This is a genomic window from gamma proteobacterium symbiont of Axiagastus rosmarus (assembly GCF_059730925.1).
This window is the reverse complement of sequence record NZ_AP035925.1, coordinates 3,384,732-3,408,065: the sequence shown is the minus strand read 5'-3', so window position 1 is coordinate 3,408,065 and position 23,334 is coordinate 3,384,732. Positions and strand designations below refer to the sequence as shown.

Sequence of the window (23,334 nt, the reverse complement as noted above, 5' to 3'; positions counted from 1 at the left end):
CTTGCAAAATGAAAGTTACCCTGCCACAGTATCCCGCATCGACTTCACATCGGGAACTGGCCCATGAAAAACCAACCTCTGTGTAATATGCCGTGCCCTATCGCACGCAGCCTTGGACGCGTCGGCGACGGCTGGAGCATGCTGATCATGCGCGATGCGCTGGCCGGCTTTACCCGCTTTGATGAATTTCAGAAAAGCAGCGGCGTGGCGCCCAATATTCTGTCGCGCCGGCTGAAAGAACTGGTGGAGGATGGATTGCTGGAAAAGGTGTGTTACAGCGACGCTCCGGCACGCTACGAGTACCAGCTCACTGCGGCGGGCCGCGATTTTCGCACGGTAATACTGGCGCTGGCCGAGTGGGGCAGCACCCACTTTTCACCGGAAGGGCGGCAGATGCAGCTGGTTGAAAGCGCCACTCAGCGCCCGGTGACGCCGCAAATGGTCGACAGCGCCACCGGCCAGCCGCTCTCCAGTGACAAATACCAGATGGTGCCTGGCCCGGCGGCCACCCCGATGATGCACTATCGCCAGCAGTATCTGGCGAGAAAGCGCGCAGGCGATACGGCGCAAAAATTCGCCCCGCAGACGGTGGCCGGGAACGAACCATGAGCCTGACGCGGAAAAAAGCGGCACTGCTGCTGATGCTGGCCTGCGGCGGCGTGGCGCTGGCAGGCTATGGCTATTACTGGTGGCACAGCGCGCGCTTTATGCCTTCGACCGATGATGCTTACGTCGGCGCGGATATCAGTGCGATTTCGGCCAAAGTGTCCGGCTATGTCCAGACCCTTGCAGTGCAGGATAATGCGGCGGTTAAAAAGGGCGACCTGCTGGTGCAACTGGATAACCGCGACTATCGGGCGGCGGTTGACCGTGCGGCGGGCGAAGTCGCCGCGCAGCAGGCGGCGCTGCAGGATATTGCCGCCACGCGCCAGCTCCAGCTGGCCACCATCGACGGCGCGCGTGCTGCGCTGCTGGCGGCGCAGGCGGTAACGCAGAAAACCACCGCCGACCAGCGCCGCTATGACGCGCTGGTGAGCAGCGCTGCGGTGTCGCAGCAGATTCGCGATCATGCGCAGGCCGATTACCATCAGGCGCTGGCGCAGGAGGGCAAAACCCGTGCCGATCGCGCGGTCGCCGAACGTCAGCTGCAGGTGCTTGATGCGCGCGAGCAGCAGACGCACGCCGCGCTGGCACAGGCGCAGGCCGACCTGGCACTGGCACAGCTCAATCTGGAATACACCGCTATCCGCGCGCCGTTTGATGGCGTGATCGGCAATCGCCGCGCCTGGGCCGGTTCGTATGTCAGCAGCGGCACGCAACTCCTGTCGCTGGTGCCGGCGCAGGGGCTGTGGATTGACGCCAACTTTAAAGAGAGCCAGCTGGCGCACATGCGGCCAGGCCAGACGGCAACGATTGTCGCGGACGTGCTGCCAGGCCGCACCTTCAGCGGGCACGTCGCCAGCCTGTCGCCGGCCACCGGCTCGCGCTTCAGCATTCTGCCGGCGGAAAACGCCACCGGTAACTTCACTAAAATCGTCCAGCGCGTGCCGGTGCGCATTGCGCTGGACGGCGATGCGGCCACGCTCGGGCTGTTGCGTCCGGGGCTGTCGGTAACCGTTACCGTCGATGAGCGCAGCGCGCGATGAGCCGCGTGGCCGCCGCGCCGATCGCGCCTGCGCAGATGCCGGTCAGCCGGAAAGTCTTCGCCTTTGCCACCCTGTGCATCGGCATGTTTATCGCGCTGCTGGATATCCAGATTGTCTCAGCTTCGCTGCGCGACATTGGTGGTGGCCTGTCGGCGGGCGATGATGAAACCGTGTGGGTGCAGACCAGCTACCTGATCGCCGAAATCATCATTATTCCGCTCTCCGGCTGGCTGGCCAGCGTGCTGTCTACGCGCTGGCTGTTCGCCGCCTCGGCCTGTGGCTTTACGCTGATGAGCCTGCTGTGCGGCTGGGCGTGGAACATTCAGAGCATGATCGCGTTCCGTGCGCTGCAGGGGCTGGCGGGCGGCTCAATGATCCCGCTGGTGTTCACTACCGCCTTCGCCTTTTTCCAGGGCCGGCAGCGGGTGATTGCTGCCGCGACCGTCGGCGCGCTGGCATCGCTGGCGCCGACGCTCGGCCCGACCGTTGGCGGCTGGATCACCGATAACTTCAGCTGGCACTGGCTGTTTTTTATCAACATCATTCCCGGTATTTACATCACCATTGCGGTTCCGCTGCTGGTGAACATCGACGCGCCCAACCGCGAACTGCTGCGCGGCGCGGATTATCTCAGCATCGTGCTGCTGGCGCTGTCGCTCGGCTGTCTGGAATATACGCTGGAAGAGGGGCCGCGCTGGGGCTGGTTTGATGATGACACCATTGCCACCACCGGCTGGATTGCGCTGGCGGCGGGCGTGTTGTTTGTGATCCGCACGCTGCGGCATGCCAAACCGATCGTCGATTTACGCGCGCTCAGGGACCGCGACTTTAGCCTCGGCTGCTACTTCTCGTTTATGGCGGGCGTAGGGATCTTCGCCACCATTTACCTTACGCCACTGTTTCTCAGCCAGGTGCGCGGCTTCAGCGCACTGGAGACTGGACTGGCGATCTTCTCTACCGGGGTGTTTCAGATTCTGTCGATCCCGCTGTATGCCTGGCTGGCGAATCGCGTCGATCTGCGTATTTTGCTGGCGGCGGGGCTGATCTGTTTTGCGCTGTCGATGCATTTCTTCGTGCCGATTACCCATGACTGGGGGGCGAAGGAGTTGCTGTTTCCGCAGGCGTTTCGCGGTATGGCGCAGCAGTTTGCCGTGGCGCCCACGGTAACGCTGACGCTGGGCAGTTTGCCACCGGCCCGCCTGAAGCTCGCGTCTGGCCTGTTTAATCTGATGCGCAACCTTGGCGGTGCGATTGGCATTGCCCTGTGCGGTACGGTGCTCAACGACCGCACCAACCTGCACTTTAGCCGGCTGGCGGATTATCTCAACAGCGCCAGCCTGACGCTGGGTGATTTTCTGCAGGGGCGCGCTCAGGCGCTGATGACCAGCGGCCTGAGCCCGGATGCCGCGCATACGGCCGCGCTGCAGTCGCTGGCGGCGCTGACGCTGCGTGAAGCGCGCACCCAGGCCTTTTCCGACGCGTTCTGGCTGATCATGACAGGCTTTTTCGTCGCGGCGCTGCTGGTGCCGTTACTGAAAAAGCCGCAAGGGTGAGCGCCAGATCGTAGCCCATTAACGCTTACTCAGCGCTTCCCACAGGCCCAGCAGATAGGTGGTGCCCAGCGCGCGGTCGTACAAACCGTAGCCTGGGCGCCCGGTTTCACCCCAGATAAAGCGGCCGTGATCCGAACGGATATAGCCGTCAAAGCCGTTGTCATACATCGACTGCAGCACTTTATACATATCCAGCGAGCCATATTCCGTCGGATGCGCGCACTCGTAGAAATCTTTATCGCGGATGATCTTGATGTTGCGCACGTGGGCAAACGGGATGCGCTTGCGGCGCGAGAATTCGGCCAGAATGGCATAGACATCGTTCTGCGGATCCTCGGCAATCGATCCGGTGCACAGCGTGATGCCGTTGGCTTCAGAATCGACGACGTTACAGATCCAGTCGAGATCGTCGCGGTTCTTCACCACGCGCGGCAGACCGAAGATCGAATACGGCGGATCGTCCGGGTGGATCGCCATCTTCACGCCCACCTCTTCGCACACCGGGATCACCGCTTTGAGGAAATACGCGAGGTTTTCACGCAGCTTCGCGTCATCAACGTCCTGATATTTGGCAAACAGCTCCTGAACTTTTGCCAGCCGTTCCGGCTCCCAGCCCGGCAGCGCGAAGCCGTTAGCGCTGCCCAGCACCTCTTTCACCACCTCGTCGAGGCTTTTATCGATGCCCTGTTTCTCGAAGGCCATGGTGATGGAGCCATCCGGCAGCACATAATTCATATCCGTCTTCATCCAGTCAAACACCGGCATGAAGTTGTAGCAGATCACTTTTACCCCGGCGGCCGCCAGGTTGCGGATGCTTTGCTGATAATTAGCGATGTAGCGATCGCGGCTCGGCAGGCCGATCTTGATGTCGTCGTGAATATTAACACTCTCAATCACTTCAACTGTCAGTCCGGCTGCGTGCACCTGATCGACCAGCGCCTGGATCTTCTCCTGCGGCCAGGTTTCGCCCACCGGCACATCGTAAAGTGCGCCCACCACGCCGCGTACGCCCGGCACCTGGCGAATATATTCCAGCGAAACCTTGTCTTCCTTCGGCCCAAACCACCGCATTGTCAGCTGCATTATGTCATCCACCGTCATCGTATCTGTATGATAACGGCTAAACTACCATACTAGAATTCATGAGGGCAGCATTGTGCGGCGATTAAGCCTTGATCCGCGTCACAGAACCAGTTTTATCCGCAGAGAGGTCGCTTACTGGGTGGTCACCAGTTCGCTGAAATATTGCTTGTACTTAAACAGTTCGAGATCCGAGCGCAGCCCCAGTTTGCGCAGCGCGGTCTGCTTCTGACCGCTGATGGTTTTGCGGCTGCGCGCGTATTTACCGGCGATCTGCGTAATGCTCAACCCGTCGAGATAACAGCGAATTACCTCGATTTCGCGCGGGCTCAGCTCGCGCAGCAGCAGCGAGATGTCGTCGCCCGCCTGGCGCGGCGTCAGGTAGTCGTGCATCTCGCGATCGCTCTCCTGGAATTTATCCAGCTCCAGCATCATGTCCGGCGTCAGGAAGCGCTTGCCGCGACAGATTTGATGGATGGCATCGATCAGCACCTCCTGATCGTGGCTTTTACCGACAAATCCCTGCACGCCGGCTTTCAGCAACAGCTGGACAATCGCCGGTTTCTCCACCGCGGACGACACCAGAATCTTCAGCTGCGGGTAGTGCAGGCGCAGCTGTTTCACCATTTGCAGCCCGTCGAGCTGGTCTTCACCCAGCATGTAATCCAGCACCAGGATATCGAGCGGGTGGCGCTGCAGGAAGGCCATCAGCTGCTGGCGCTGGGCAAAGGCCCCGGCCAGATCGAGCTGCGGCTCCTGCGCTAAGCGGTACTGCATGGCTTTACCAATCAGCGGATGATCGTCCAGCACGGCAATCTGCCAGATTGCGCTCTCTTTCATTACATCACCTCTTCAGGAATAGGCGTTTCCAGGGCACGCAGGAACAGCGCGTCCAGCTCGGCCACCGCCCCGGCGACCTCCGGCAGCAGCTGTTGTAATAGCGCACCATCTTCATGCTCCGCCGCCTGTTCGGCGGCGCGGCAGCGATGTTGCAGCGCGTCGGCGCGCAGCATTCGGGCACTGCCGAGTAGCTGATGCGCGGCGTGACGCGCCGAAGCAAAATTGTTCGCAGCCACCGCCTGCGTCAGCTGGGCGAGATCGTAACTGTTCTGCTGGCGCGCGGTGGTCACCAGGTCGCGCCACGCCTGCGGGTTGTTTGCCGCCAGATTCTCCAGCGTCAGCAGGGTATCGTCGCGCGTCGGGTTCATCGGTGCGCCGGTGATCACCTGCAGCAGCTGCGCGCGCTCCAGCGGTTTAAACAGGCAACCGTTCATGCCGGCGTCCTGCGCCAGCTGCGCCACGCGCTCCTCCGCCATCGCCGTCAGGCCGTAAACCGGTACCGCGCGTCGCACCAGGCGCTTCTCTTCGGCGCGCAGCTGGCGGGTGAATTCGAAGCCGTCCATCTCCGGCATGTTGCAGTCGGTAATCACGCGGTCCGGCTGATTTTCGCGCCACAGCGCCAGTGCCGCTGCACCACCGTCCGCCACCAGCACATGGTGCCCGGCGTAGCGCAGCTGCTGGGCCAGCAGCAGACGGTTGGTGGCGTTGTCATCGACAATCAGAATGCGCAGTGCAGCCTGCTTAGCGGGCTCCACCGGCTGTGGCAGGGCGGGCTGCTCATGTTCAATACGCGCCGCTTCCGCGCGGAAGCGCAGCATAAACACGCTGCCGTCACCCGGTTCACTCTCGACGTGCAGCTCGGTGCCGAGCATCACCGCCAGCCGGCGGCAGATATTCAGGCCTAACCCGGTGCCGCTGGCGCGGTTGCTGCCCTGATCGACCTGAATGAACGGCTCGAAGATCGCCTGCTGCTGCTCTGCCGTCAGGCCAACCCCGCTGTCGCTCACCTCCAGCACATACTCCGGCCGCGTGCTCTCTGCCTGATACAGCGCCACTTCCACTTCGCCGTGCGAGGTAAACTTGATGGCGTTGCTCACCAGATTGGAGAGAATTTGCTTCAGCGCCACCGGGTCAAACAGCACCTGGTCCTGCTCCAGCTCCAGCACGATATTCAGCGCCAGCCCCTTGTTGAGCGCCACCTGGCGGAACAGCGCTTCGCAATCACGCACCACTTCACTGAGCGACATCGGCTGCAGCTGCACGCTGAAATGCCCGGATTCGATTTTGGCCAGGTCGAGAATATCGCCCACCAGCGACAGCAGCGAACGCGACGACTCCCAGGCGACATCAATGTTCTTCTGCCGCTGCTGTTCATTACTCTGGCCGAGATGCTCAATTTCCAGCAGGCCAATCAGCGCCGCCAGCGGCGTGCGGATTTCATGACTCATGTGCGACAGGAAGGTGCTTTTCGCTTCGCTGGCGCGCACCGCGACTTCGTTGGCTTTGCGCAGGTCGGCCATCAGCGCTTCGATATGCGCCAGCTGCTCGCTGATTTCACGCTCGTGCTCGCGCTGTTTGGCCAGCGAGGCTTTCAGCAGATGGTTACGCCACAGGAAAAACAGCAGGCCCAGCCCGGCCACGGCGACGATGCGCAATATATAGCTGCGATAGCTTTGCCACGAGGTGCTGGTGGCGGGCGGCGTGTATTTGATCCAGCGCTCCATCAGCGACTGCATGGTCGGCTGCGGAATATCGGACAGCGCTTTGTTAAGGATCGACAGCAGCACCTGATCCTGCCCATTGACCGCCATCGCCATGCGGAACATCGGCAGCGGCGCGACAAACGCCACTTTGAAGCTGTCATTAAAGTGATTGTTGAGCAAAAACAGCGACGACTCGTACGGCACGATAAAGCCATCCAGCTGCTTATCGAGTAGCTGACCGAGCGAATCAATCGATACGCCATTTTCGACAAAGTTGATGCCCGGCCAGCGCTCACGTAAATCGTAACGATAGTAGGCGCGCTCATAGATACCGACGCGCTTGCCCGCCATCTCATCAAAGCTTTTCCACGGGCTGTCTTTGCGCGTCACCACTACCCACGACGAGTAGATGTAAGAGCGGGTGTAGCGGATTTTGTCGTCCTGCTGCGCGGTAGCGTCGCTGACGGCGATAATCGCATCGCGCTGGCGGTTGAGCGTATCGCGCATGTTGCTCAACCCCTGAATCGGGTTGTAGCGAAAGCGAATGCCGGTGCGCTGGGAAATCATTTTCAGCAGGTCCACGCTCAGCCCGACCACGCGCTGGCGGTTATCAGTAAAGGTAAACGGCGTATGCGAAGGATCGAAGTTAACGGTGATCTCGCGGTGTTCTGCCAGCCACGCGGCCTCTTTGTCGCTGAGATCCAGCGGATGATTTTTAACCACCGACTGATAATCCAGGCTCCAGGCTTCCGCGATCTGTACCGCGTTGCGCAGCGGAATGTTTTTCAGGATTTCATCGATGGCTGCGATCAGCGGCAGATTGGCACTGTTGCTGGCAAAGCGCGCGTCGACATCGTTGGTGTACGGCGTGCTGTGCGCTTCAATCACATTCTGCAGGCCGCGATGCGAAAGAAAGCGCTGAGTGGCGCTGTTGCTCCAGAACAGGGTGTTTTCGCTAAACGCGGTGTCGGTGTAGGCCCACAGCGGCGGCGCGGCCGGGGCCAGCGTGGCGCGCGGATAGCGCTTGTGCAGCAGCGCTTTGAGTTCTGCATCACCGTAATAGAGCAGACGATAGCGGCTATTTTTCAGCTCACTGTCGAAGGTCGCGTTACGTTTGCTGATTAACACGCTGCGTGCCAGTGAATACGGCAGGCTCAGCGCCAGCTGCGTATCCTGATTGGCGGCCAGCGTGTAGTAAGGAATCAGATCGACTTCACCGTCGTTAAGCGCATCCACCAGCTCCAGCCGGGTTTTATACACCTTGATTTTCACCGGCAGATTTAACGCCTTCGCCACGATGGCCAGATAATCGGCCGAGAGTCCTTCGTAGGTATTGGCTTCAAACGACACGGAATAGGGCGGCAGCGGGTTGTTCCACACGCCGACGCGCAGTACAGAGTGCTGTTTCAGCCACTGCTGGCTCTGCGGCGACAGCGTGACTTCCGGTGCTACCAGACCATAGCGCGGTGAGAAATTTAACGTGGTTGCACCCCAGGCAGACAGGCAAAAGCCCAGTAACAGAAGGAGGCTGAGGATGCGTTTACTCACGGATGATTTCACTCGCTGGACCGGTTGCGCGCGCCGCCACCATGACGGCACTTCTTCTCTGACGGCACGTTGCGCGTCAGGCATCCTTCAACAGCGACTTAATACAAGTGGACTTAAATCGCGCTTAAGAAATTTCTTAAAAACAGGAGAGAAAATTCCTGGTGAAAGGCGGGTTTCGCCGGCGCGCCGAAGCGAAGCGCGCTGCTATTTTTAGTAAGTGTAAGTTTTGTTTGCTGAAATTACCGCGTTGCTTCGCCATTCCTGCTGAACCCGGCGCAATTTTCCGACGCTAATCGCCTTTTCATTTGTTTTATTTACAGAATCTATCGTGCAGGCAAAATAGCCATTATTTTCTCTCCAGCGATCAACCATGTCCGAAGAAGCGCTGCGCCAGCAGATTCAGAACCTGAAAAAGCACAATGCGCGCCTCAAGCGCCTGGCGCACGACGCGCGTAATAAGCTGAACGCGGCGCTGGACGGGACCGGCTTGTGCCTGTGGCAGCTGGATATTCCCAGCGGCAAGCTGGTGATTTTTAACCGGCGCTGGGGCGCGATGCTCGGCTTTCAGGCGAAAGAGACCAAAGCGCGCTTTGATGCCTGGCGCGAGTGCCTGCATCCGGAAGATGCCGATGAGGTGCTGCGCGCCTTTTACGATCATATTGAAGGACGCGCGCCCTATTACGAGGCGCTGCACCGTATGATCGGCAAGAACGGCAAAATCACCTGGGTGCTGGATCGCGGACGCGTCAGCGAGTGGGACGAGCAGGGGAATCCGCTCAAAGTGACCGGCACCCACATCGACATGACCAAAGAGAAGAATTACGAAGCCCAGCTCTCCCTGCTGGCGCATCACGACCCGTTAACCGCGTTGCCCAACCGCCACGCGCTGCAGGCGCATTTTAGCCAGCTGCAACGCGCCGGCCCGCTGTGCGTGGCGTTTATCGACCTCGACAACTTCAAGCACGTTAATGACACGCTCGGCCATCGCAGCGGTGACGAGGTGCTGATTCAGCTCAGCCAGCGCATCCGCGATTTGCTGCCGTCAGAGGCCATCGTCGGGCGGCTTGGCGGCGATGAGTTCGTGCTGCTGCTGCCGTTTTTGATTAATTACCCGAAGGTGCGCATTCTGGCGCAGGCGGTGCTGGATGCGGCGCTGACGCCGTTTGATGTCGACAATGGTCATGCGCGGATTGGTGCCTCAATCGGTATCGCCCCGGTATACCGGCGCGACAGCTTCGATGACGCGCTGACCCGGGCGGATGGCGCGATGTACCAGATTAAGAAGAACGGTAAACAGGGCTTTGGCCTGGCAGGCAATATATCGATGGGGTGAGGGCCAGCGCCCGCACCCCTTGATCACTTAAAACGCAAAACAGGAACAGCCCAGCGCACCCCAGAACGCGTTATTGTCTGACACCGGCACCGATGACTGGCGCGCGACATCATGAGCGTGGCTGTGCACGCCACAGGGGCCGCTGCACTGGTGTACCTGCGGCATCCGCGCGGCGCGGCCGCTGGTCTGCGGCGGGGCGCTGCGGTAGTGGCCAGGCACGGTAACCACCGGCGACCACTCCGGCAACACCGGCACCGGCGGCGGTGCCAGCGGCGTGAAGCTGCCAGCGGCATACACCACATTGCCATCCACCAGCGTCAGCACCGATTCAATGCCTTTGATCTCCTCTTCCGGTACGCTGAAGAAATCTTTCGACAGCAGCACCAGATCCGCCAGCTGGCCGACTTTGATCTCACCTTTGGCGCTCTGCTCGCTGGAGAACCAGGCGCTGCCTTTGGTCCACAGCATCAGCGCGGTTTCACGGTCGATGCGTGCGTTGTCATCGTACAGCTGCATCCCACCGACGGTACGGCCTGAAACCAGCCAGTACAGTGCGGTCCACGGGTTATAGCTGGCGACGCGGGTGGCATCGGTACCGAGGCCCACCGGCACGCCGGCCTCCAGCATGCGCGCCACCGGCGGCGTCTGCTTCGCGGCCTCTTTACCGTAGCGATCAACAAAGTATTCCCCCTGGAAAGCCATGCGATGCTGCACCGCCAGCCCGCCGCCGAGCGCTTTTACCCGCTCAATATTGGCTTCAGTAATGGTTTCCGCATGGTCAAAGAACCAGTGCAGGCCATTGAACGGAATGTCGCGGTTCACCTTCTCAAACACATCCAGCATGCGGCTGATCGATTCGTTATAGGTGGCGTGCAGGCGGAACGGCCAGCGATGCTCCACCAGGTGGCGCACCACGCGCTCCAGCTCATCTTCCATGCCGGGGGCCAGATCCGGGCGCGGTTCAAGGAAATCTTCGAAGTCCGCCGCCGAAAACACCAGCATTTCACCGGCACCGTTGTGGCGCAGGAAATTGGTGCCCTGGCCCGGCTTCAGCATATCGGTCCACTTCTCAAAGTCTTCCAGCTCGTGGCCGGGACGCTGGGTGAACAGGTTATAGGCGATGCGTACCGTCAGCTGCTTTTTCGCGTGCAGTTCGGCGATCACGTCGTAATCGTCCGGGTAATTCTGGAAGCCGCCGCCGGCGTCAATGGCGCTGGTCAGACCGAGGCGGTTCAGTTCACGCATAAACTGACGCGTCGAGTTAACCTGCTGTTCCAGCGGCAGCTTTGGCCCTTTCGCCAGCGTGGCGTACAGCAGCATGGCGTTAGGACGGGCGATCAGCATGCCGGTCGGATTGCCATTGCTGTCGCGCTGGATTTCGCCGCCCGGCGGGTTGGGGGTCTCTTTGGTGTAGCCTACTACTTTCAGCGCGGCGCGATTGAGCAGCGCGCGGTCATACAGATGCAGAATGAAGACCGGTGTATCGGGCGCGGCGGCGTTGATTTCGTCCAGCGTCGGCATGCGGCGCTCAGCAAACTGGAACTCGCTCCAGCCCCCGACCACGCGCACCCACTGCGGTGACGGCGTACGCAGGGCCTGTTCGCGCAGCATACGCAGCGCATCGGCCAGCGACGGCACGCCTTCCCAGCGCAGTTCAAGGTTGTAGTTGAGGCCACCGCGAATCAGATGCAGGTGGGAATCGTTCAGGCCGGGAATGCCGGTATGCCCTTTGGCGTCGATGATTTGCGTGTCGCTGCCGGCAAAGCGCATGACGTCCGCTTCGCTACCTACGGCGAGAAACTTGCCGTCTTTGATGGCTACGGCGGTGGCCAGCGGGTTTGCGCGATCGACGGTGTGAAACTTACCGTTGGTAAAAATCAGGGATGCGGTCGTCATTCTGTTCTCTCCGTTAAATTAAGCGTAGCGGCCCTCAGCCACCGTGTTAATGCGCGGTTAAAAATGCTTGCGCCGATGAGGAAAAAAATACGAAATGACAGCAGTTATTGATAACGGATTGTTTTTACGTTGTCGTTCAACTTTTTTTACGGAGGGTAGGGAATGCGTTTAAATCTGGAGGCGCTGCTGATTCTGGATGCGCTCGATCGTCATGGCACCTTTGCCGCTGCGGCCGCGCGACTGTTCAAAACTGCGTCGGCGTTGAGCTATACCGTGCAGAAGATGGAGAGCGATTTAAAAATCACGCTGCTCGATCGCTCCGGCCATCGCGCCACGTTCACGCCGACCGGCCGTCTGATGCTGGAAAAAGGGCGGACGCTGCTGCGTGCGGTGAACGAGCTGGAGCAGCAGGCGCGCTACGTGGAGAGCGGCTGGGAGAGTCTGCTGACCATCAGCGTGGATGCTTCGCTGCCGTTTAGCATCCTCACGCCGCTGATTGACGAATTTTATCAGCAGCACCCGCACACCCAGCTGCAGTTCCGTCAGGACGTGCTGGCCGGCTGCTGGGAAGCGCTGCACTACGGCGAAGCGGACATTGTCTTTGGCGCGGTCCAGGAACCCGCCACGCGCAAAGAGATTGTCTGCCAGCCGCTGGGCTGGCTGGAGTATGTGTTCGCTGTCGCTCCTGACCATCCGCTGGCGGCGGAGCCCGAACCGCTGCTGCGCGAACAGATTCGCCAGTATCGCGCGGTCACGGTGCATGATTCATCCCGCCACGGTGCCGGGATGGATTTACGCGTGCTGGATGAGCAGAAGACGCTGAGCGTGCATGATTTCCCGGCCAAACTGCAGGCGCATCTTGCCGGGCTCGGCTGTGGTTATCTGCCGCTTTACCTGGCGCGCCCGCACCTGGCGAGCGGTGCGCTGGTGGCGCGCCAGCTGGACAGCGAGTGCCGGCGCGATATCGCCTATCTGGCGTGGAATGAGAGCGCCTGCGGCAACGCGGCTATCTGGTGGCGCGAGCGCCTGCCGACGCTGCCCGGCCTGAGTGACATCTACGCGCCAGCCTGATCACAGCGCAATATGATGGCTGACCTGCGGGGGTTCATCACCCTGATGGAACTGCAGTACCGCCTGCTGTAACTCAGCATCGGCGCGCGAGACGCGCTGGTGCTGACGCAAATGCTCCTGCCATGACTCCACCATAAACCACTCCAGCAGCGCTCCGGCATCGTCGGTCTGCTCCATTAATCCCCACGCATAGGCACCGTCACGGCGTCGCGCCTGCGCCAGTTTGTGCATGGCGTGCTGGAAAGCGGCGCGATCGGCCTGGGGAACACGGTAGCGAATCTGGATCAGTACGGCACCACGGCGGATATCCACCGCATCGCTCACCACCGGTTCAGCCCAGTGCTGCGCCGGCTGCAGATCCGCTTCACCCGCCGGCAGCGCCAGCCGTTTTGCCAGCAGCGCCGTGATGAGCAGCGCCGCGCCGGCCAGCATCAGCGTTGGCGCCAGACCTATGTGCTGGGCGATCAGCCCCCAGGCCAGACTGCCACCCGCCAGCGTGCCGTTGAACACCATCAGATAGACCGCCAGCCCGCGACCGCGCACCCAGTCGGGCAGCACCGCCTGCGCCACGCCGTTGAGGGTCGTCAGCGCGATGATCCAGCCGGTGCCCAGTACCAGCATCAGCAGCAGCGCCAGCCACTGTGGCGGACTGAGCGCCAGCGCCACCATGACCAGCGCGCTGAGCACGGCGGAGAGCAGCATCAGTCCATCATGGCTCAGCCGGGCACGCAGGCGCGGCAGCAGCAGCGCGCCGGCAATGGCACCGGCACCGACGGCCCCGAGCAGCAAGCCGTAAAAGCCTGCGGTGCCGTGCAGCATGGTGCGCGCCACCAGCGGCAGCAGCGCCCAGATGGCACTGGCGAAGGCAAAATACAGCGCGGCGCGCAACAGTACGCGGTGCAGTTCGCGGCTGGCTTTCACATAGCGCAGCCCGGCGCGGAAAGCGCCAAAGAAGTGCTCATTCAGCGCGGTAGCGGCTTTCGCCGGACGTTTCCACCACAGCAGCGCGGCGATGACAAAAAAATAACTGGCGACATCGGCACCGTAAGCGGCCATAGCACCTAAACTTGCCAGCAGCAGGCCGCCGGTAGCCGGTCCAATCGCCCGGGCGATATTGATGCCCAGCGAGTTGAGCGCGACGGCATTTTTCAGCTCATGGCGGGGTACCAGCTCCGGCACGATGGCCTGCCATGCCGGACCGAACAGCGCCGCGCCGACGCCGCCGACAAAGGTCAGGCCGATCAGCCATTCAACGGTGAGCCAGTGGTTGTGCGACAGCAGCAGTAGCGTGCCGCTGACGCTGGCCATCAGCAGCTGCACCACAATCAGCAGGCGGCGGCGGTCAACAATATCTGACAGCACGCCGGCCGGCAGCGCCAGCAGAAATACCGGCAGCGTGGCGGCGGTTTGCATCAGCGCGACGGCGGTTGGGTTATCCGACAGTCCGGTAATCAGCCAGGCGCTGGCGACGTCACGGATAAAGCTACCGGTATTGCCGAGCACCGAAGCGGTCCAGATCACGGCGAAAAGCCCGTAGGCAAAAGGGGAAAACGCGCCGCTGCGCGCTGTTTGTGGATTTGGCTGGTTCATCAGGCTGTTCCTGTCAGTGTGCGATGAGAGCACGATACGAAGCTCGCCCGTCAGGAGATAGCGGAAAAAATCGGCCAACTTGTACAAGGATTTTTGACGGCAGGGCTTAGCAAAAATCTTTGCACAAGTTGTCAAAATCTCTGCTTTAGGTTTTTCCATCATCCCGCGCTAGTTTGATTGCCAGACACAACATCACTGACTAACGGAGAAAAAACATGAGCACATTCAAGACTAAAGACGGCGTAAACCTGTACTTCAAAGACTGGGGCAAGGGCCAGCCGGTGCTGTTCAGCCACGGCTGGCCGCTGGATGCCGATATGTGGGACAGCCAGCTCAACTTCCTCGCCGAGCGCGGCTATCGCGTCATCGCGTTTGACCGCCGCGGCTTTGGTCGCTCCGATCAGCCGTGGGAAGGCTACGATTACGACACCTTCGCCGACGATATTCACGGCCTGATCGAGCACCTGCAGCTGGATGAGGTGACGCTGGTGGGCTTCTCGATGGGCGGCGGGGATGTGTCGCGCTACATCGGTCGTTATGGTACCGCGAAAGTGAAAGGACTGGTGCTGCTGGGCGCCGTCACCCCGATCTTTGGTAAAACCGACGATCACCCGGAAGGGGTGGAATCAGCGGTGTTTGACGGGATTAAAGCGGGTTTGCTGAAGGATCGTGCGCAGTTTATCAAAGAGTTCGCCACGCCGTTTTACGGCACCAACGCGGGCCAGACGGTTTCCGATGGCGTACTGACGCAGACGCTGAACATTGCACTGCTGGCGTCGCTGAAAGGTACGCTGGATTGTGTGACCGCGTTCTCTGAGACGGATTTCCGTGCGGATATTGCCAAAGTGGATGTGCCGACGCTGGTGATCCACGGCAGTAATGACCAGGTGGTGCCGTTTGAAGCCACCGGCAAGCTGGTGCATGAGATGATTGCGGGTTCGCAGCTGAAAGTGTATGAGAATGGCCCGCACGGTTTTGCGGTGACGCATCAGGACCAGCTGAATGCGGATCTGCTGGCGTTTTTGCAGGGGAATTAAGGGGGGAGTGCGTTTTTTCCCCTCACCCTAACCCTCTCCCGCTTGCGGGAGAGGGGACCGATCGAGCGGGGGATTGGCTCTTGAATTAACCTGGGCTGTCTCAGTCCTTCATGTGGCAGCGTTTCCCTCTCCCGGTGGTAGAGGGGACCGATCGAGCGGGGCATTGGATCTTGAATTAACCTGGGCTGTCTCAGTCCTGCATATGGCAGCGTTTCCCTCTCCCTGTGGGAGAGGGCCAGGGTGAGGGCATCAGGCCGCAGCATCCCGCATCAGACCGCCGCATCCTGCCTGCCACCCACCCAACTACGCCGTCAATCCGCCAGCAAATGCCCGTACATCGCCAGCAGGCGACGGGTGACGCCGTTGGTCCAGCCGAAGCCATCCTGCAGCGGATACTCACCGCCGCCGCCCGGGCGGGCGCGATCGCCGCTGATATCGTACTTCTCTACCAGCTTATGGTGCAGCGAATAGAAATTCTTCACCGTGGTCAGCCAGTTGACCGCAATCTCGGTTGCCAGCGTCTCTTCACCGTAGTTATTCAGTCCGACCACCGCCATCCACTGCAGCGGTGCCCAGCCGTTGGGTTTATCCCACTGCTCCCCGCTCTCCACCATGGACGTCACCAGCCCGCCCTGCGTCAGCAGCAGCTGGCGCAGCGCCACCGCCTGCAGATGCGCCTGCTCGGGTGAAGCCAGCCCGAGGAACAGCGGTACCACCGCCGCTGCGGTAAAGGCACCAAAGCGTTCACGTCGCCAGTCGTAGTCGCGGTACACGCCTGCGGTGTTGTCCCACAAATAGCGATGAATCGCCTGCTTGCGCGCATCCGCCTTCTTCTGCCACGCCAGGCCGGTGAGTTCTTCGCCCTTAGCGTGCGCCAGCGTCGAGATCATCAGCTCCAGCTTGTAGAGAAACGCATTTAGATCCACCGGAATAAACTGGGTGGTGCGAATGCTGGCCAGACGCTGTGGATCGCGCAACCAGCGCGAGGAGTAATCCCAGCCGGAAGCGGCACCGGCGCGCAGATCGCGATAGACCTCGCTTGCCGGCCGACGCGATTTGCTGGCGGTTTCCACATCTTCCATCCACGACTCATCGCGCGGCGTGTCGCGATCGTCCCAGTAGCGGTTGAGCAGCGAACCATCCGGCATGCGCACCACGTGGCGATAGGCCTGGTGCGGCATCAGCTCGCCGGCCCCGTCCATCCAGAACTGATACTCTTTCATCAACTGGTCAAGATAGCGCTTCGCGCCGCGAATGCCGTCCTCTTCAAACAGCTCGACCATCAGCGCGAACACCGGCGGCTGCGAGCGGCTGAGGTAATAGGTACGGTTGCCATTCGGCACGTGACCGTAGTTATCAATCAGCCAGGCGAAGTTGTCCGCCATATGACGCAGCAGATCGTCGCGGCCCGCTTCGGCCAGTCCCAGCATGCTGAAGTAGGAGTCCCAGTAATACGTTTCACCAAAACGCCCGCCGGGCACCACGTAAGGCTTCGGCAGCGGCAGCAGCGACGAATGCGGTAAATGCTGCTGCGGCATTTTGGTTAACACTGGCCACAGATCGTCAATATGTTCCGTCAGGGTTTTATCCGGATTGGAAACATAAAAACTCTCATTGACCTGCGGTAAATAAAAATGCTCATGGACAAATTTTTCCAGGTCAAACTCCGCCGAGCGTTTGCGGCGGCGGTAGCGGATTAAAATATCCAGCGGATCGAATTTAGGCGCGCAGTCCGGAAACGTTTTGCTGTCGGCAAAAATACGTGACGTCTGTACGTGCTCAAACAGCTCCAGATAGCGATCGGCAGGCGTCAGCGCATCAGGCGCAGGCAGGCCTTCAATCAGCTCGGGTTCCGGCTCCGAATCCTGCATACCTTCGCGGATAAACTCGTGAGGATCGTATTGATACCCCAGATCAGCATGGGCTTCGTGTTCTCCGAAAGCTTGACGTTGCTGGTGGTTAGTATTAATAGCGGCCTCCTGAAATTGCCTGGTTGCTCAAAGGACAAATTATAGATCTCTGACCCGATGAGACAACAATGCGAAATATCTATGAACGTAATAAATCTTGTCGATTGATCGGCTATTTAAGGCTTTTTTCAGCAAATACAAAGTCCTATATTTCAGGAATTGAAAGCAGTGTTTCAGATGAAGCTTTAAATAAGTGAACAGAATTATCTGTAAATAAGAAAATTGTCAGTGATAACGGCAAAAAAGCGGGAAGAGGTTGATCATTTGATGGCAAACGAGACGGGGAAAAGAGGGCTTTTCGTCGCCCTCACCCCGGATTTCACCGCAGGTGAGGGCGCCGTCAGCGCCTTACTTTGCCAGCGTGGCCTTAATTACCGTGGCGAACGGTGTGGTCGGGCGGCCAATGAGTTTGCTGAGCGTGTGGCTGTCGTCGAACAGGGCACCCTGAGCGGCACCGGCGTCGGAATCCGCCAGCAGTTCGGCCAGCGGCGCGGGTAAACCGGCTCCAATCAGCGCCGCGCTGAATTCCGCAGGCGGCAGGTTAACGTACTCCACCTGTTCGCCGGACTGGCGGGCGATCTCCGCACTGAATTCTGCCAGCGTATAGCTGTCATCGCCGGCCAGTTCGTACACTTTGCCGGCCTGATCGTCACGGCTGATCACCTCTGCCGCCGCGGCAGCATAATCCTCGCGCGCCGCCGACGCGATGCGCCCGTCGCCCGCCGCGCCGATAAAGGCATGATGCGCTAACGCCGGTGCGATGCTGGCCGCATAGTTTTCGCTGTACCAGCCGTTACGCAGCAGGGCATAAGGGATGCCTGAAGCCTGCAGCAACGCTTCGGTGGCGCGGTGTTCGACGCCCAGACCCAGCGGCGAGGTATCGGCATGCAGCAGACTGGTATACGCGATAAATGACACGCCTGCCGCTTTGGCGGCATCAATCACCGCCCGGTGCTGGGCTTCGCGCTGGCCCACTTCGCTGGAGGAGATCAGCAGCACTTTCTGCACGCCGGCAAAGGCGCCCTGCAGCGTCTGTGGCTGGTTGTAATCCGCGGTACGCAGCGCGACGCCGAGCGCCTGCAGGTCCTGCGCCTTTTCCGGTGAACGTACTACCGCGATGATCTCGCTGGCCGGTACTTTCTTCAGCAAGGCATTAATCACTAAACGGCCCAGTTGGCCAGTGGCTCCGGTTATCGCAATCATGGTGTTTTTCCTCAGGTTGAACTGGTATGGAAACAGCCTACGAGATAAACTAACTTTTAGTAAGTACTTACAGATTTGTTAGTTTGAGCGGAGTGATGTAAATGGCTGAAAACCTGAGTGATAAATTTTCCCGTGGTGAATTGCTCAATGTGAACTGCCCGTCACGTGAAGTGTTAAAACGGATTACCAGCCGCTGGAGTGTGCTGGTGTTACTGGCGCTGCGCGCTGAAACGCTGCGCTTCAGCGAACTGCGCCGCCGGATTGGTGGCATCAGTGAACGCATGCTGGCGCAGACGCTGCGCTACATGGAAGAGGATGGCTTCATTGAGCGTATCGCCTATGAAGTGGTGCCGCCGCACGTGGAGTACCGGTTGACGGCGCTGGGCCATGAGGTGGAAGGGCAGGTCATCGGCCTCGCCGACTGGCTGGAAAGCAATGTCCACCGCATCATTAAAGCGCCGCAGACAGCGTGAGTGCCGTCGCGGCGCGCCAGGCTCAGGCGTGCAAATATTTCTCAAACCAGCCGAGTGTGCGACCCCATGCCAGTTCTGCGGCAGCTTTGTCATAGCGTGGCGTTGAGTCGTTGTGAAAGCCGTGATTCACGCCGGGATAAATATACGCTTCATAGGTTTTGTGGCTGGCTTGCAGGGCGGCTTCATAGGCTGGCCAGCCTTCGTTGATGCCTTTATCCAGCGCGGCATAGTGCAGCAGCAGCGGCGCCTGAATGCGCGCCACATCTTCCGCTTTTGGCTGGCGGCCGTAGAACGGCACGGCGCAGGCCAGCTCAGGAAACGCCACTGCCGCCGCATTTGCTACGCCGCCGCCATAACAGAAGCCGGTGATGCCGACCTTGCCGTTCCCCTCGGGATGCTGCATCAGGAAATCGACCGCCGCGAAGAAATCGTTCATCAGTTTGGTCGGGTCGACTTTGGCCTGCATCGCACGGCCCTCTTCATCATTGCCCGGATAGCCGCCCTGTGAGCTTAAGCCATCCGGCGCCAGCGCGACATAGCCCGCTTTGGCGACCCGTCTCGCCACGTCTTCAATGTAAGGATTCAGGCCGCGATTCTCGTGTACCACCACCACGGCACCCAGCTTGCCGCTGGCGTGAGTCGGGCGCACCCGATAAGCGCGTACCTCGCCATGTCCCTGGGGCGACGGGTAGTGAATGTATTCGGCGCTGATATCAGGATCGGTAAACGACACCTGCTCTGCCAGCGCATAATTGGGGCTCATGGCGCTGAGCAGGGTGGCTCCGGTCATGCCGGCGATGGTGAACTTCGCGGCCAGCGAGAGAAACTCGCGCTTGCTGATGCGACCGTGCGCATAGTAGTCATAAAGCTCAAGCAGTTCCTGGGGAAAATCCTGGGCGGTAAGACGGGTCATAACCTCTCCTTCGCTGATTAACCGGACTGTGCTGCTTTAACAAAGCACAGCCTGACGCCGCTGGCAAATGCCGTGCCCCAGCAGGTTAATGCGCGATGGCTCACAAAATGTCACCTAAAGGCAGCAAATTAATTTCTTTTTGGTCTATAAAAATTATCTTTTAATTAACAAAGTTTCTTTCTGGCGACTGTGCAGGAAATTTTACAGCGTAACGTGACAGCGCGGCCTGTTGCCGTTTTGTCTTGCGCAGTAATTAACAGCTAAATTAGCCAGTTACCAGATTAACGCCTTTTCTTCTCGCTCTGCTTAATAACAAGATTGTCACAATAAATCACGGGCTTTAACCTTAACTTAGTGATTTTAAACAAGTAGTTTCTGGTGAAAACAATGATCGAAATCAAAAAATACTGTTATAGTTTTAGCCATTCCTACTGTTTCTTTTTGTTCTCGCCGCTTGCCTTACAATTGGCGTGAATCTCTTCCGACGTCACGAAATAATAATCTTGTGCGTCAAACTTGTTAATTATAAGTAAAAATTCGGTGCAATCTTGTGGCAAAGAGGTAAGCAATGTTTGGATTAGATGCCTTCCACCTGGCCAGGATTCAGTTCGCCTTTACTGTTTCCTTCCATATTATTTTCCCGGCCATCACCATCGGTCTCGCCAGTTTCCTGGCGGTGCTCGAAGGCATGTGGCTGAAAACCCGTAACGAGACCTATCGCGATCTCTACCACTTCTGGTCCAAAGTCTTTGCCGTTAACTTCGGTATGGGCGTGGTGTCCGGACTGGTGATGGCGTATCAGTTTGGTACCAACTGGAGTGGCTTCTCGCAGTTTGCCGGCAGTATTACCGGTCCGCTGCTGACGTATGAAGTACTCACCGCCTTCTTCCTTGAAGCCGGCTTCCTCGGCGTGATGCTGTTTGGCTGGAACCGCGTTGGGCCGGGCCTGCACTTCTTTGCCACCTGCATGGTTGCGCTCGGCACCATCATCTCAACCTTCTGGATCCTCGCGTCCAACAGCTGGATGCATACCCCGCAGGGCTACATCATTGAGAATGGCATCGTGGTGCCGCAGGACTGGTTTAAGATTGTCTTCAACCCGTCGTTCCCGTACCGCCTGTTCCATATGTCGGTGGCGGCCTTCCTCGCCAGTGCCTTCTTTGTTGGCGCGTCTGGCGCGTGGCATCTGCTGCGCGGTAACGATAACCCGGCAATCCGCAAAATGTTCTCCATGGCACTTTGGATGGCACTGATCGTAGCGCCGATTCAGGCGATGATCGGCGATGCGCACGGCCTGAATACCCTTGAGCATCAGCCGGCAAAAATTGCGGCGATTGAAGGCCACTGGGAAAACCCGCCGGGGGAAGCGACGCCGCTGATTCTGTTCGGTATTCCGGATATGGATGAAGAGCGCACCAAATATGCGCTGGAAGTGCCGTACCTTGGCAGCCTGATTTTGACCCACAGCCTGGACAAACAGGTCCCGGCGCTGAAGAGCTTCCCGAAAGAGGACCGCCCGAATTCACTGGTGATTTTCTGGTCGTTCCGCGTCATGGTGGCGATGGGCCTGCTGATGATCACCCTCGGCGTGCTGAGCCTGTGGCTGCGTTACAAAAAGCGGCTGTATAACTCCCGGCCATTCCTGTGGTTCGCCCTGCTGATGGGCCCATCCGGCCTGATCGCGATTCTTGCCGGCTGGTTTACCACGGAAATTGGTCGTCAGCCATGGGTGGTGTACGGCGTGCAGCGCACCATTGATGCGGTGTCGGCGCATGGTGATTTGCATATGAGCATCAGCCTGCTGGCCTTCATCCTCGTCTATTCGTCGGTGTTTGGTGTCGGCTACGTTTACATGATGCGCCTGATCAAGAAAGGTCCGCTGACCGGCGAGGGTAAAGATGTGCGCCACGGTGGTCCGGGGCAGGATAAAACACCTGCGCGTCCGCTTTCTGCGGCCCATGAGAGTCTGAACGAACCGCAGGAGGGTAAATAAATGATCGATTTCTCCATTATCTGGTTCGCCATTATCGTGTTCGCCACCCTGATGTATATCGTGATGGATGGCTTCGATCTTGGCATCGGTATCCTGTTCCCGTTCAATAAAGATGCAGTTGAGCGCGACATGATGGTGAATACCGTTGCGCCGGTCTGGGATGGTAACGAAACCTGGCTGGTGCTGGGCGGTGCCGGTCTGTACGGTGCGTTCCCGCTGGCCTATTCGGTGATTGCCGATGCGCTGGCCATTCCGCTCACCGCGATGCTGATTGGCCTGATTTTCCGTGGCGTGGCGTTTGAGTTCCGCTTTAAGGCCACCGAAGAGCACCGCGCGTTCTGGGATAAATCGTTTATTGCCGGCTCGCTGCTGGCGACCTTCAGCCAGGGCGTTGCGGTCGGTGCGATTATCGACGGCTTCCCGGTGAAAGGGCGCGAGTTTGCTGGCTCGGCGCTGGACTGGCTGGCGCCGTTCCCGCTGTTCTGCGGCGTCGGTCTGGTGGTGGCATATGCGCTGCTGGGCTGTACCTGGCTGATCATGAAAACCGAACATGAGCTGCACCGTAAGATGTCCGCGCTGGCGACACCGCTGGTGATCGCGCTGCTGCTGATTGTCGGCATCATCAGCCTGTGGACGCCGTTCACCCACGATGCGATTGCACACCGCTGGTTCAGCCGTCCTAACCTGTTCTGGTTCCTGCCGGTGCCGGTGCTGGTGCTGCTGTGTTCGTGGGGCATCGTGCGCGCCATCAAGCGTGAGGCGCACTACTCGCCGTTCCTGCTGACGCTGGCGCTGGTGTTTCTCGGCTTCTCCGGCCTCGGTATTAGCGTGTGGCCGCACATTATTCCGCCGTCGATCACCATCTGGGACGCCGCGTCACCGCCGCAGAGTCAGGCCTTTATGCTGGTCGGTAGCTTACTGATTATTCCGGTGATTCTGGGTTACACCTTCTGGAGTTACTACGTGTTCCGCGGAAAAATCAAAGCCGACGAAGGATACCACTGAGATGCAAACCGAGGTCAGCAATATGAGCAACCCCACTGAAACGAAAGCCCCCTGGTGGAAGCGCGTGCTGTGGTTAGTAATCATCTACGGCGCAAGCGTGCTGGCACTGGGCGTGGTGGCATCACTGTTTCGTATGATGATGACGGCAGCGGGCATGCGTTCACACTAAGTGGTCGAAGAGGGCAGGCACGCCTGCCCGGTGTTATCGGTCGCCATTAATGGCGACCCTGCAAGGTGATGCACGATGTTCGTAGGGTGCGCATTGATGCGCACCGATCATGTGTCGGCCCATCAGATTGGCCAGCATTTGATCGCCATTCATGGCGCCCCGACAGTGTACTGGCACGATTTTCGTAGGGTGCGCATTAATGCGCACCGCTATGCGCAGGCAAATCACTGCTCAATGATGCGATGCCGTTAAGACGATAAAAGGTTAGTTACCTAAGCAATTAATGCTTTTCGTGTCTCGCTGTCTTTACT

18 protein-coding genes are annotated in these 23,334 nt (G+C 59.3%); 10 read left to right on the top strand and 8 right to left on the bottom strand.

The annotated features are described in order from the left end of the window. The first annotated feature begins 63 nt into the window (after positions 1-63). Genes AC6I8F_RS16120 through AC6I8F_RS16110 form a run of 3 tightly spaced genes read left to right on the top strand, consistent with a single transcriptional unit; the run spans position 64 to position 3,199 of the window. Positions 64-609, top strand: coding sequence for a winged helix-turn-helix transcriptional regulator (locus AC6I8F_RS16120; protein ID WP_150361238.1), 546 nt, complete (start codon positions 64-66; stop codon positions 607-609). Beyond that, complete coding sequence (locus AC6I8F_RS16115; RefSeq protein WP_182689028.1) at positions 606-1,646, top strand: HlyD family secretion protein; 1,041 nt, start codon at positions 606-608, stop codon at positions 1,644-1,646. Before AC6I8F_RS16120 ends, AC6I8F_RS16115 begins: the two co-directional genes overlap by 4 nt. Continuing rightward, positions 1,643-3,199 (top strand): DHA2 family efflux MFS transporter permease subunit, encoded by a 1,557-nt coding sequence (locus AC6I8F_RS16110; RefSeq protein WP_249042718.1) that lies wholly within the window; start codon positions 1,643-1,645, stop codon positions 3,197-3,199. Before AC6I8F_RS16115 ends, AC6I8F_RS16110 begins: the two co-directional genes overlap by 4 nt. Before the next feature lie 18 nt (positions 3,200-3,217). Here AC6I8F_RS16110 and uxuA read toward each other — a convergent pair whose 3' ends face one another. The 3 genes from uxuA to AC6I8F_RS16095 all read right to left on the bottom strand — a co-directional run bounded on the left by uxuA (position 3,218) and on the right by AC6I8F_RS16095 (position 8,370). Continuing rightward, entirely contained in the window at positions 3,218-4,282 is a 1,065-nt protein-coding gene (gene uxuA / locus AC6I8F_RS16105) for a mannonate dehydratase (RefSeq protein WP_031279714.1), read from the bottom strand. Between the two features lie 132 nt (positions 4,283-4,414). After that, a complete protein-coding gene (locus AC6I8F_RS16100) occupies positions 4,415-5,119 on the bottom strand; it encodes a response regulator (RefSeq protein ID WP_498028225.1) in 705 nt (234 codons plus the stop codon). Next, positions 5,119-8,370, bottom strand: coding sequence for a transporter substrate-binding domain-containing protein (locus AC6I8F_RS16095; protein WP_498028224.1), 3,252 nt, complete (start codon positions 8,368-8,370; stop codon positions 5,119-5,121). The genes AC6I8F_RS16100 and AC6I8F_RS16095 overlap by 1 nt, the downstream gene beginning before the upstream one ends. A 370-nt stretch (positions 8,371-8,740) precedes the next feature. Here AC6I8F_RS16095 and AC6I8F_RS16090 point away from each other — a divergent pair, with 370 nt between their 5' ends. Beyond that, the gene (locus AC6I8F_RS16090; RefSeq protein WP_338670520.1) at positions 8,741-9,703 is read left to right on the top strand and encodes a diguanylate cyclase domain-containing protein; all 963 of its coding nucleotides are present in this window, start codon (positions 8,741-8,743) and stop codon (positions 9,701-9,703) included. A 27-nt stretch (positions 9,704-9,730) separates the two neighbouring features. On the opposite strand, the gene AC6I8F_RS16085 is transcribed toward AC6I8F_RS16090, so the two are convergent. Further along, a complete protein-coding gene (locus tag AC6I8F_RS16085; RefSeq protein ID WP_021507615.1) occupies positions 9,731-11,599 on the bottom strand; it encodes an amidohydrolase in 1,869 nt (622 codons plus the stop codon). Positions 11,600-11,761: 162 nt separating this feature from the next. Between AC6I8F_RS16085 and AC6I8F_RS16080 the strand changes: the two genes are divergently transcribed. Next, the gene (locus tag AC6I8F_RS16080) at positions 11,762-12,670 is read left to right on the top strand and encodes a LysR family transcriptional regulator (protein WP_021507614.1); all 909 of its coding nucleotides are present in this window, start codon (positions 11,762-11,764) and stop codon (positions 12,668-12,670) included. Here the strand turns inward: AC6I8F_RS16080 and AC6I8F_RS16075 are convergent, their stop codons facing one another. Then, positions 12,671-14,260: an MFS transporter gene (locus tag AC6I8F_RS16075; protein WP_498028223.1), complete on the bottom strand. Its 1,590-nt coding sequence runs from the start codon at positions 14,258-14,260 to the stop codon at positions 12,671-12,673. It abuts the gene before it with no gap. Between the two features lie 215 nt (positions 14,261-14,475). On the opposite strand from AC6I8F_RS16075, the gene AC6I8F_RS16070 reads away from it, so the two are divergent. Beyond that, complete coding sequence (locus AC6I8F_RS16070) at positions 14,476-15,297, top strand: alpha/beta fold hydrolase (protein ID WP_010616452.1); 822 nt, start codon at positions 14,476-14,478, stop codon at positions 15,295-15,297. A gap of 311 nt (positions 15,298-15,608) precedes the next feature. Here AC6I8F_RS16070 and treF read toward each other — a convergent pair whose 3' ends face one another. Then, entirely contained in the window at positions 15,609-17,267 is a 1,659-nt protein-coding gene (treF, locus tag AC6I8F_RS16065) for an alpha,alpha-trehalase TreF (RefSeq protein WP_058759659.1), read from the bottom strand. A 348-nt stretch (positions 17,268-17,615) separates the two neighbouring features. After that, positions 17,616-18,470, bottom strand: a complete 855-nt coding sequence (locus AC6I8F_RS16060) for an SDR family oxidoreductase (RefSeq protein ID WP_264240880.1) — start codon at positions 18,468-18,470, stop codon at positions 17,616-17,618. Between the two features lie 101 nt (positions 18,471-18,571). On the opposite strand from AC6I8F_RS16060, the gene AC6I8F_RS16055 reads away from it, so the two are divergent. Further along, positions 18,572-18,943, top strand: coding sequence for a winged helix-turn-helix transcriptional regulator (locus tag AC6I8F_RS16055; RefSeq protein ID WP_021507610.1), 372 nt, complete (start codon positions 18,572-18,574; stop codon positions 18,941-18,943). A gap of 22 nt (positions 18,944-18,965) precedes the next feature. On the opposite strand, the gene yghX is transcribed toward AC6I8F_RS16055, so the two are convergent. After that, positions 18,966-19,856 carry a YghX family hydrolase gene (yghX, locus tag AC6I8F_RS16050; RefSeq protein WP_498028222.1) on the bottom strand — a complete coding sequence of 297 codons (891 nt, stop codon included), beginning with the start codon at positions 19,854-19,856 and terminating at the stop codon, positions 18,966-18,968. A 568-nt stretch (positions 19,857-20,424) separates the two neighbouring features. Here yghX and AC6I8F_RS16045 point away from each other — a divergent pair. From AC6I8F_RS16045 to AC6I8F_RS16035, 3 genes are read left to right on the top strand one after another with little or no spacing between them, the layout of a single operon-like run. Further along, on the top strand, positions 20,425-21,849 hold the full coding sequence (locus AC6I8F_RS16045) for a cytochrome ubiquinol oxidase subunit I (protein WP_021507608.1): 1,425 nt from the start codon (positions 20,425-20,427) through the stop codon (positions 21,847-21,849). Continuing rightward, positions 21,850-22,854 carry a cytochrome d ubiquinol oxidase subunit II gene (cydB, locus tag AC6I8F_RS16040; RefSeq protein WP_021507607.1) on the top strand — a complete coding sequence of 335 codons (1,005 nt, stop codon included), beginning with the start codon at positions 21,850-21,852 and terminating at the stop codon, positions 22,852-22,854. Position 22,855: 1 nt separating this feature from the next. Beyond that, positions 22,856-23,023, top strand: a complete 168-nt coding sequence (locus AC6I8F_RS16035; protein WP_064511421.1) for a DUF2474 domain-containing protein — start codon at positions 22,856-22,858, stop codon at positions 23,021-23,023. Positions 23,024-23,334: the final 311 nt, after the last annotated feature.

Excerpts from the sequence above, each read along its gene's own strand:
- AC6I8F_RS16120 (WP_150361238.1), top strand. The coding sequence starts at position 64 with ATGAAAAACCAACCTCTGTGTAATATGCCGTGCCCTATCGCACGCAGC.
- AC6I8F_RS16115 (WP_182689028.1), top strand. The coding sequence starts at position 606 with ATGAGCCTGACGCGGAAAAAAGCGGCACTGCTGCTGATGCTGGCCTGC.
- AC6I8F_RS16110 (WP_249042718.1), top strand. The coding sequence starts at position 1,643 with ATGAGCCGCGTGGCCGCCGCGCCGATCGCGCCTGCGCAGATGCCGGTC.
- uxuA (WP_031279714.1), bottom strand. The coding sequence starts at position 4,282 with ATGCAGCTGACAATGCGGTGGTTTGGGCCGAAGGAAGACAAGGTTTCG.
- AC6I8F_RS16100 (WP_498028225.1), bottom strand. The coding sequence starts at position 5,119 with ATGAAAGAGAGCGCAATCTGGCAGATTGCCGTGCTGGACGATCATCCG.
- AC6I8F_RS16090 (WP_338670520.1), top strand. The coding sequence starts at position 8,741 with ATGTCCGAAGAAGCGCTGCGCCAGCAGATTCAGAACCTGAAAAAGCAC.
- AC6I8F_RS16085 (WP_021507615.1), bottom strand. The coding sequence starts at position 11,599 with ATGACGACCGCATCCCTGATTTTTACCAACGGTAAGTTTCACACCGTC.
- AC6I8F_RS16080 (WP_021507614.1), top strand. The coding sequence starts at position 11,762 with ATGCGTTTAAATCTGGAGGCGCTGCTGATTCTGGATGCGCTCGATCGT.
- AC6I8F_RS16075 (WP_498028223.1), bottom strand. The coding sequence starts at position 14,260 with ATGAACCAGCCAAATCCACAAACAGCGCGCAGCGGCGCGTTTTCCCCT.
- AC6I8F_RS16070 (WP_010616452.1), top strand. The coding sequence starts at position 14,476 with ATGAGCACATTCAAGACTAAAGACGGCGTAAACCTGTACTTCAAAGAC.
- AC6I8F_RS16060 (WP_264240880.1), bottom strand. The coding sequence starts at position 18,470 with ATGATTGCGATAACCGGAGCCACTGGCCAACTGGGCCGTTTAGTGATT.
- AC6I8F_RS16055 (WP_021507610.1), top strand. The coding sequence starts at position 18,572 with ATGGCTGAAAACCTGAGTGATAAATTTTCCCGTGGTGAATTGCTCAAT.
- yghX (WP_498028222.1), bottom strand. The coding sequence starts at position 19,856 with ATGACCCGTCTTACCGCCCAGGATTTTCCCCAGGAACTGCTTGAGCTT.
- AC6I8F_RS16045 (WP_021507608.1), top strand. The coding sequence starts at position 20,425 with ATGTTTGGATTAGATGCCTTCCACCTGGCCAGGATTCAGTTCGCCTTT.
- cydB (WP_021507607.1), top strand. The coding sequence starts at position 21,850 with ATGATCGATTTCTCCATTATCTGGTTCGCCATTATCGTGTTCGCCACC.
- AC6I8F_RS16035 (WP_064511421.1), top strand. The coding sequence starts at position 22,856 with ATGCAAACCGAGGTCAGCAATATGAGCAACCCCACTGAAACGAAAGCC.